This is a genomic window from Bradyrhizobium sp. PRIMUS42 (assembly GCF_023006515.1).
Taxonomy (GTDB): domain Bacteria; phylum Pseudomonadota; class Alphaproteobacteria; order Rhizobiales; family Xanthobacteraceae; genus Bradyrhizobium.
This window is the reverse complement of record NZ_JALBGZ010000395.1, coordinates 1-5995: the sequence shown is the minus strand read 5'-3', so window position 1 is coordinate 5995 and position 5995 is coordinate 1. Positions and strand designations below refer to the sequence as shown.

Sequence of the window (5995 nt, the reverse complement as noted above, 5' to 3'; positions counted from 1 at the left end):
AGACCGGCGAGCGCGCGCTGCTCAATCTCGGCCACACTTTCGGTCACGCGCTGGAAGCGGCGACCGGCTTCTCCGACCGCCTGTTCCATGGCGAGGGCGTCGCGATCGGCATGACGCTGGCGGCGCAGTTCTCGGCAAAGCTCGGCATGATCGGCGAGGCCGATGCGGCACGCGTCGAGCGGCATCTGATCGACGCCGGCCTGCCGACACGGTTGCAGGACATCGCGGGCTTTGCGCAGGAAGGGCTCGCCGATGCCGACGCGCTGATGGCGCTGATGGGGCAGGACAAGAAGGTCAAGCGCGGCAAGCTCACCTTCATCCTGCTGGAAGCCGTCGGACGCGCGGTGATCGCGAAGGATGTCGAGCCGGCCCCGGTGCGCGATTTCCTCAAAGAGAAGCTCGCGCAGAAGGTTTGACGCGCGGCCGATTATTTCCGTTGAGTGGTGCATGGACTGGCTCGGATTCACCATCGTCGTCCTCTGCCTGCTGGTTTCGGCGTTCTTCGCCGCCAGCGAGACCGCGCTGACCGGCGCCTCGCGCGCCAGCATGCTCCGCCTCTCCAAGCAGGGCAATCACGACGCCGACGTCGTCTCGGACCTGCTCGACATGCGCGAGCGCCTGATCGGGGCGCTGCTGCTCGGCAACAACATCGCCAATATCGGCTCCTCGGCGATCGCGACCGCGATCTTCACGGCCTGGTTCGGCGATGTCGGCGTGCTCTATGCGACCGGCGTGATGACCGCGCTGGTCGTGATCTTCGCGGAGGTGCTGCCGAAGACCATCGCCATCAACGCGCCCGATCGGGTCGCGCTTGCGGTCGCACGCCCGATGCGGCTGACCATGTACGTGCTGGGGCCGCTGCTGCGCATCGTCGAAGTCATCGTGCGCCTGCTCATGCGCCTGTTCGGCCTCGCCGGCGAGCACCAGGCGATCCTGTCGCCGACCGAGCGCCTGCGCGGCGCGGTCGACCTGCTGCACCACGAGGGCAAGTTCGAGAAGCATGATCGCGACATGCTCGGCGGCCTCCTGGACCTGCGCGAGCTCCAGGTCTCCGACGTCATGATCCATCGCACCGAGATGATGATGATCAATGCCGACCTGCCGCCCGAAGAGCTGGTGCGCGAGGTGCTGGCGACCGAATACACCCGCATTCCGCTGTGGCGCGAGAAGCCCGAGAACATCATCGGCGTGCTCCATGCCAAGGACCTCCTGCGCGCGATCCGTGCGTCGGACGGCGACACCTCGCGCATCGACGTCTCCACCATCGCGCTGCCGCCCTGGTTCGTGCCGGAGATGCGCCCCGTCTCCGAGCAGCTCAAGGCGTTCCGCCGCCGCAAGACCCATTTCGCGCTCGTCGTCGACGAGTACGGCGAAGTCGAGGGCCTTGTGACGCTGGAAGACATTCTGGAAGAGATCGTCGGCGACATCTCCGACGAGCACGACGTCGTGGTCGCGGGCGTGCGCGCCCAGCCGGACGGCTCGGTCGTGGTCGACGGCTCGGTGCCGATCCGCGACCTCAACCGCGCCATGGACTGGCATCTGCCCGACGAGGAGGCAACCACCGTCGCCGGCCTCGTCATCCACGAGGCGCGCTCGATCCCCGACCGCGGCCAGAGCTTCACCTTCCACGGCTTCCGCTTCCGCGTCCTGCGCCGCGAGCGCAACCGCATCACCGCGCTCCGTATTTCACCGGTGCCGCGCGATGCGGAGCTGGAAGAGGCCAAGCCGAGGCGGGCCGGGACGTCGTTCTAAGCTCTCTGTCCTCTCCGTCATTCCGGGACGATGCGAAGCATCGAACTAGGGTGCGCCCTTGCGCACCCGAGAATCTCGAGATTCTGGGTTCGGCTCTTCGAGTCGCCCCGGAATGACGGGGTTAATTCTCCCCCGGCGCCTGAGCCTGGATCGCCAGCGCGTGCACGCCGCCGGAGAGTTCCGCGGCCAGCGCCGAATTTATCATGCGGTGGCGGTCGACCCGGCTCTTCCCTTTGAAGGCGGCAGACACGATATACACACGGAAGTGCGTCTCGCCGCTGGGCCGATGGCCGGCGTGGCCCTCATGCAGATGTGACTCGTCCACGACTTGCAGACTTTCGGGCGTGAAAGCTTCCTGCAACTTGTTGCTGATAGTGTCTCTCATAGCCATGTGTGTGCCATTAAGGTGCGCGTACTCACTCCGTCAATTGCCGGGGTTTGCCGCTAATTGCAATGTCAAGACTTGAAGGTTTTTGCATTGCGTAGTCAAAGTCAGCCATGCCGATCGATTCATCAAAGTTCTTCGACTCCATCCGCGTCAAGCCGCGCGGCAAGCAGCCGGAAGTGAAGCCGCGCGATACCGCGGTTGGTTGCGAATGGGCCGGATGCCAGAACAAGGGCGCGCATCGCGCACCCAAGGGCCGCGATAACCAGCGCGAATACTGGCACTTCTGCCTGGATCACGTGCGCGAGTACAACCAGAACTACAATTTCTTCTCCGGCATGAATGCCGACGCGGTTGCGCGCTACCAGAAGGATGCGCTGACCGGCCACCGCCCGACCTGGAAGATGGGCGCCAATGGCGGCAAGAAGGGCGCGGAAGCCGAGATCGATATGGCGTCCGATCCATTCAGCATGTTCAGCGAGATCAACGGCCGCGCCAGCTGGCGGAAGGGTCCCGAAGCGGAGCCCAAGGCCGAGACGCGCAAGGTGATGAACGCCGAGCGCAAGGCGCTCCAGGTCATGGGCCTCGGCCCCAGTGCCACGCTCGCCGACGTCAAGGCCAAGTACAAGGCGCTGGTGAAGCAGCACCACCCCGACGCCAACGGCGGCGACCGCTCCACCGAGGACCGCCTGATCGAGATCATCAAGGCGTATAATTATCTGAAGACGGTGGTGCGGGAGGCGTAAGGCTACGCCTCCGGGAAGGACAGTTCGCAAACCAGTCCTTCCGGCCGCCACTGCCGGGTAACTCGTCCCCGCAAAGTCCGGATGATACCGTCGACGGCGCCGATCCCGAAGCCCGTGCGCGTCGGCGGCTCGTTGACCCGAGGACCGCCGCGCTCTGACCAGCGCAGCACGAGCGGCTCCGCGTCAGTGGTCTCCCAGTGAATCTTCAGCCTGCCCGACGGGGTCGACAGCGCCCCGTATTTGGCAGCGTTGGTGGCCAATTCGTGCACGGCGACCGCGATCGACTGGGCGAGCGTGGCCGGCAGACGGATATCGTCACCCGCGATGCGGATGCGTTCGCCGTCTCCGCTTGCGTACGGCCGGAGTTCCTCTTCGACGATCGTCTTCAGGCTGGCACCGGTCCAGCGCGACGCCGAGAACAGCCTCTGCACGTTGGCAAGCGCGCTGAGCCGGCCTTGAAACGCCGCCTGGAATTCCGCAGCGGTCTCGGCCTTCGTCAGCCGCAGCATCGCCTGGGTCACCGCGAGCAGATTGTTCGAACGATGGTCGACCTCGTAGGCGAGGAGCATCATCCGCTCCTCGGCCTGCTTGCGGGCCGTGATGTCGACCAGCATGTTCACCGCGCCAACCAGTCGGCCGCGTTCGTCGCGCAGCGGCGTCGGATAGGGCATGAAGCAGATCCGGGAACCGTCCGGCCGTTCGGCCACAGCCTCGACATCGCGGACCGGCCGGTTCTGCTTCAGCGCGATGGCCATGGGGCACTCATCGTGGGGGAGCGGCGTGCCGTCGGGCAGATAGAGCTTCCATGTCACGCACCACATCTCGCCGACCTTCGGCGTGCGTCCGGCAAAATCGATGCAGGCCTGATTGAAGAAGGTGATGCGGCCCTCTGCGTCGGTCGTGTAGATCGCGGCCGGCAGTGCCTGGAGCAAGTCCTGGAATCGCCTCTCGGAATCCGCGCCGGCAGCGCTCCTGCTCGCTACCTGCCTGGCGATCTCCCCGATCCTGGCCTCGTCAGATTGTCCAAGCAAGTCCAGCATCGCATTCCTCGACGGGGCCAGATCATGCAATTCGCTGCAGGCAAATACGTTCCATGGCCAATCGGAGACGTGAGGATCCTCCTTAACCCAGAGATAGTTCAGGACTTCGCCTGCACGACAGTGGCGCAGGATGGGCAAAGCGACTTGTCCGCCGTAGCTCGAAGAGCGAAGGCCGAAGCGTGCCCCCACTTCTGTTGCCGTTTCGGATTGATGGTGGGCACAGCGCAAGCGCGCCTATCTCCGCGAACCAACATGCCTTTGTTGCGAGTGAGCCGCCAGAGATGGCGGGAGTAAATACCTGAGGGATTGACTATTGAAGAATGGAAACGGCGGGAGGGCGATTGAGTCCAGAGTTGGGGCGGCGCTTTCCGCACGCCGCACGCATCTCCGCCGACCTCGCCCCCGCGCGCGGTCACCCCTTGCGCTTCACCGTCGGGAAGTCTCTGACCGCACCTCCGCGCCGCGTGCCGCACTCGTCCAAAATTAACTTTCGGCTAAAGCAACATAGGATTCACATATGTAGGTGCTGGAACGACGTCGGCGGATTTCAGTGGCGATTGCATCATTTTCCCGATTGGTCCAATGGCTGACCATGATCCAAGTCTTATTCAAAAGCTTGGTTGGGAGCTTTACACGACATGCGTGAACACCATGGTCGAGCGGCTGACGCCGCTGTGCTGCTGCGTGAGCGTCTAGAACAGCTCACTTCTCAATTGTCCGAATTGGAAAGTCTTCGCGCCCGCGTGCTTGAGGCGGAGCGGAGCGCACTCATCACCGCCGATTCCGATCCGCTTTGGTTGCCATCTTTTGGAGCTGCGTCGGCACGTCAAGCGGTGCGATATCGTGTGCGCAGACGCAAATGGAACGAAGGGATATCAGGTGATCAGTTAGCGCACCCACTCCGCTAACAGCCGCTCGCGATGCTGCAGGTGCAAGGCTTGCGTCTCGCGCATTGTGGTCAGGAACGCCCGCGCATTGTCAGTGTCGCGTCCCTTGCGCTCCCGCCCCGCGATAAGGGCCTCCTGCTTGGCAGGATGACCCTCGCCGAGCGCGACGTGGCGCTCGACCATAGCCAAATCCCGCAGGCGCATGGCGAAGGCAAGCGGGCAGGTCCTGCTCGCCTCCATGCCTTCAATATGAGGCGATGGGCCACGATCGCGGCCTGAGCCGCCCGCAAAGGGCGACAACTACAAACTTGGCCAGCGATTGCCGTGGCTTCGGCCTTCTCTTCTGGCGTCCTCAATCCCAACAGCCGATAACGCAACGGGCCCACAAGGGGAGAGGAGAAGAACGCTCCGCCATACCTCACGCCTCCGGCATCGCCCCCACATAGGACGAACTCGGGCGGATCAATCGTCCCGTGCGCTGCTGCTCGCGCGCATGCGCGGTCCATCCCGCGGCGCGCGCCATCGCGAAGACCGGCGTGAATGCCTGGCGTGGGATCGCCAGCGCGTCGAGGAGGATCGCCGTGAAGAACTCGACATTGGTCTCCAGCGGCCGTTCCGGATTCTTCTTGCGCAGCGCGCTGCGGATATAGGCTTCGACCTCGCCGGCAAAGGGCAGGTCGGCGCCGTCTGCTGAAAGCCGCTCGATCGCGGTCTTGAGCACGTCGGCGCGTGGGTCGCGCACGCGATAGACGCGATGGCCAAAGCCCATCAGCCGCTCGCCGCGGGCCAGCGCCGCGTCCACCCATGGCTTGATCCGCTCGCTCGAGCCGATCGCGTCCAACATCTCCAGCACCGGCTCCGGCGCGCCGCCATGCAGAGGGCCGGTCAGTGCGCAATAGCCGGCGGTGACGGCGGCGAACAGATCGGCCTGCGTCGAGGCCACCACGCGCGTGGTGAAGGTCGAGGCGTTCATGCCGTGATCGCAGACCGTGACGAAATAGGCATCGAGCGCCGCGACCTCGCGCGGCTCCGGCGCGGCGTCACGCAACATCCGCAAGGTGTCGGCGGCATGGCTCGCATTGGGATCGGGTGCGACCGGCTCGAGCCCCTTGGCGCGCCGGACCAGCGCGCCTGCGATCACCGGAAACGCGCCGACGATCGTCGCCTCATGCTCCAGCCCGTTCT

General features: G+C 64.7%; 6 protein-coding genes and 1 pseudogene. 3 read left to right on the top strand and 4 right to left on the bottom strand.

Going from position 1 to position 5995, the window contains the following annotated elements; genetic code table 11:
- Positions 1 to 416, top strand: a pseudogene (locus MOV75_RS24555) (3-dehydroquinate synthase); the annotation flags it as partial.
- Between the two features lie 31 nt (positions 417 to 447).
- Positions 448 to 1752, top strand: a complete 1305-nt coding sequence (locus tag MOV75_RS24550) for an HlyC/CorC family transporter (protein WP_246930127.1) — start codon at positions 448 to 450, stop codon at positions 1750 to 1752.
- A gap of 121 nt (positions 1753 to 1873) precedes the next feature.
- Here the strand turns inward: MOV75_RS24550 and MOV75_RS24545 are convergent, their stop codons facing one another.
- On the bottom strand, positions 1874 to 2143 hold the full coding sequence (locus MOV75_RS24545) for a BolA family transcriptional regulator (RefSeq protein ID WP_246930126.1): 270 nt from the start codon (positions 2141 to 2143) through the stop codon (positions 1874 to 1876).
- A gap of 107 nt (positions 2144 to 2250) precedes the next feature.
- Between MOV75_RS24545 and MOV75_RS24540 the strand changes: the two genes are divergently transcribed.
- The gene (locus tag MOV75_RS24540) at positions 2251 to 2883 is read left to right on the top strand and encodes a J domain-containing protein (RefSeq protein WP_246930125.1); all 633 of its coding nucleotides are present in this window, start codon (positions 2251 to 2253) and stop codon (positions 2881 to 2883) included.
- A 2-nt stretch (positions 2884 to 2885) separates the two neighbouring features.
- Here MOV75_RS24540 and MOV75_RS24535 read toward each other — a convergent pair whose 3' ends face one another.
- From MOV75_RS24535 to MOV75_RS24525, 3 genes are all read right to left on the bottom strand, one after another.
- Complete coding sequence (locus MOV75_RS24535; RefSeq protein WP_246930124.1) at positions 2886 to 3923, bottom strand: sensor histidine kinase; 1038 nt, start codon at positions 3921 to 3923, stop codon at positions 2886 to 2888.
- A gap of 887 nt (positions 3924 to 4810) precedes the next feature.
- Positions 4811 to 4993, bottom strand: coding sequence for a hypothetical protein (locus MOV75_RS24530; protein WP_246930123.1), 183 nt, complete (start codon positions 4991 to 4993; stop codon positions 4811 to 4813).
- A gap of 235 nt (positions 4994 to 5228) precedes the next feature.
- Positions 5229 to 5995: citrate synthase (locus tag MOV75_RS24525; protein WP_247006760.1), on the bottom strand; the 767-nt coding region annotated here is incomplete at its 5' end.

What these genes read in the sequence shown, in the direction of transcription:
- MOV75_RS24550 (WP_246930127.1), top strand. Translation starts at nt 448, where the DNA reads ATGGACTGGCTCGGATTCACCATCGTCGTCCTCTGCCTGCTGGTTTCG.
- MOV75_RS24545 (WP_246930126.1), bottom strand. Translation starts at nt 2,143, where the DNA reads ATGGCTATGAGAGACACTATCAGCAACAAGTTGCAGGAAGCTTTCACG.
- MOV75_RS24535 (WP_246930124.1), bottom strand. Translation starts at nt 3,923, where the DNA reads ATGCTGGACTTGCTTGGACAATCTGACGAGGCCAGGATCGGGGAGATC.
- MOV75_RS24530 (WP_246930123.1), bottom strand. Translation starts at nt 4,993, where the DNA reads ATGGTCGAGCGCCACGTCGCGCTCGGCGAGGGTCATCCTGCCAAGCAG.
- MOV75_RS24540 (WP_246930125.1), top strand. Translation starts at nt 2,251, where the DNA reads ATGCCGATCGATTCATCAAAGTTCTTCGACTCCATCCGCGTCAAGCCG.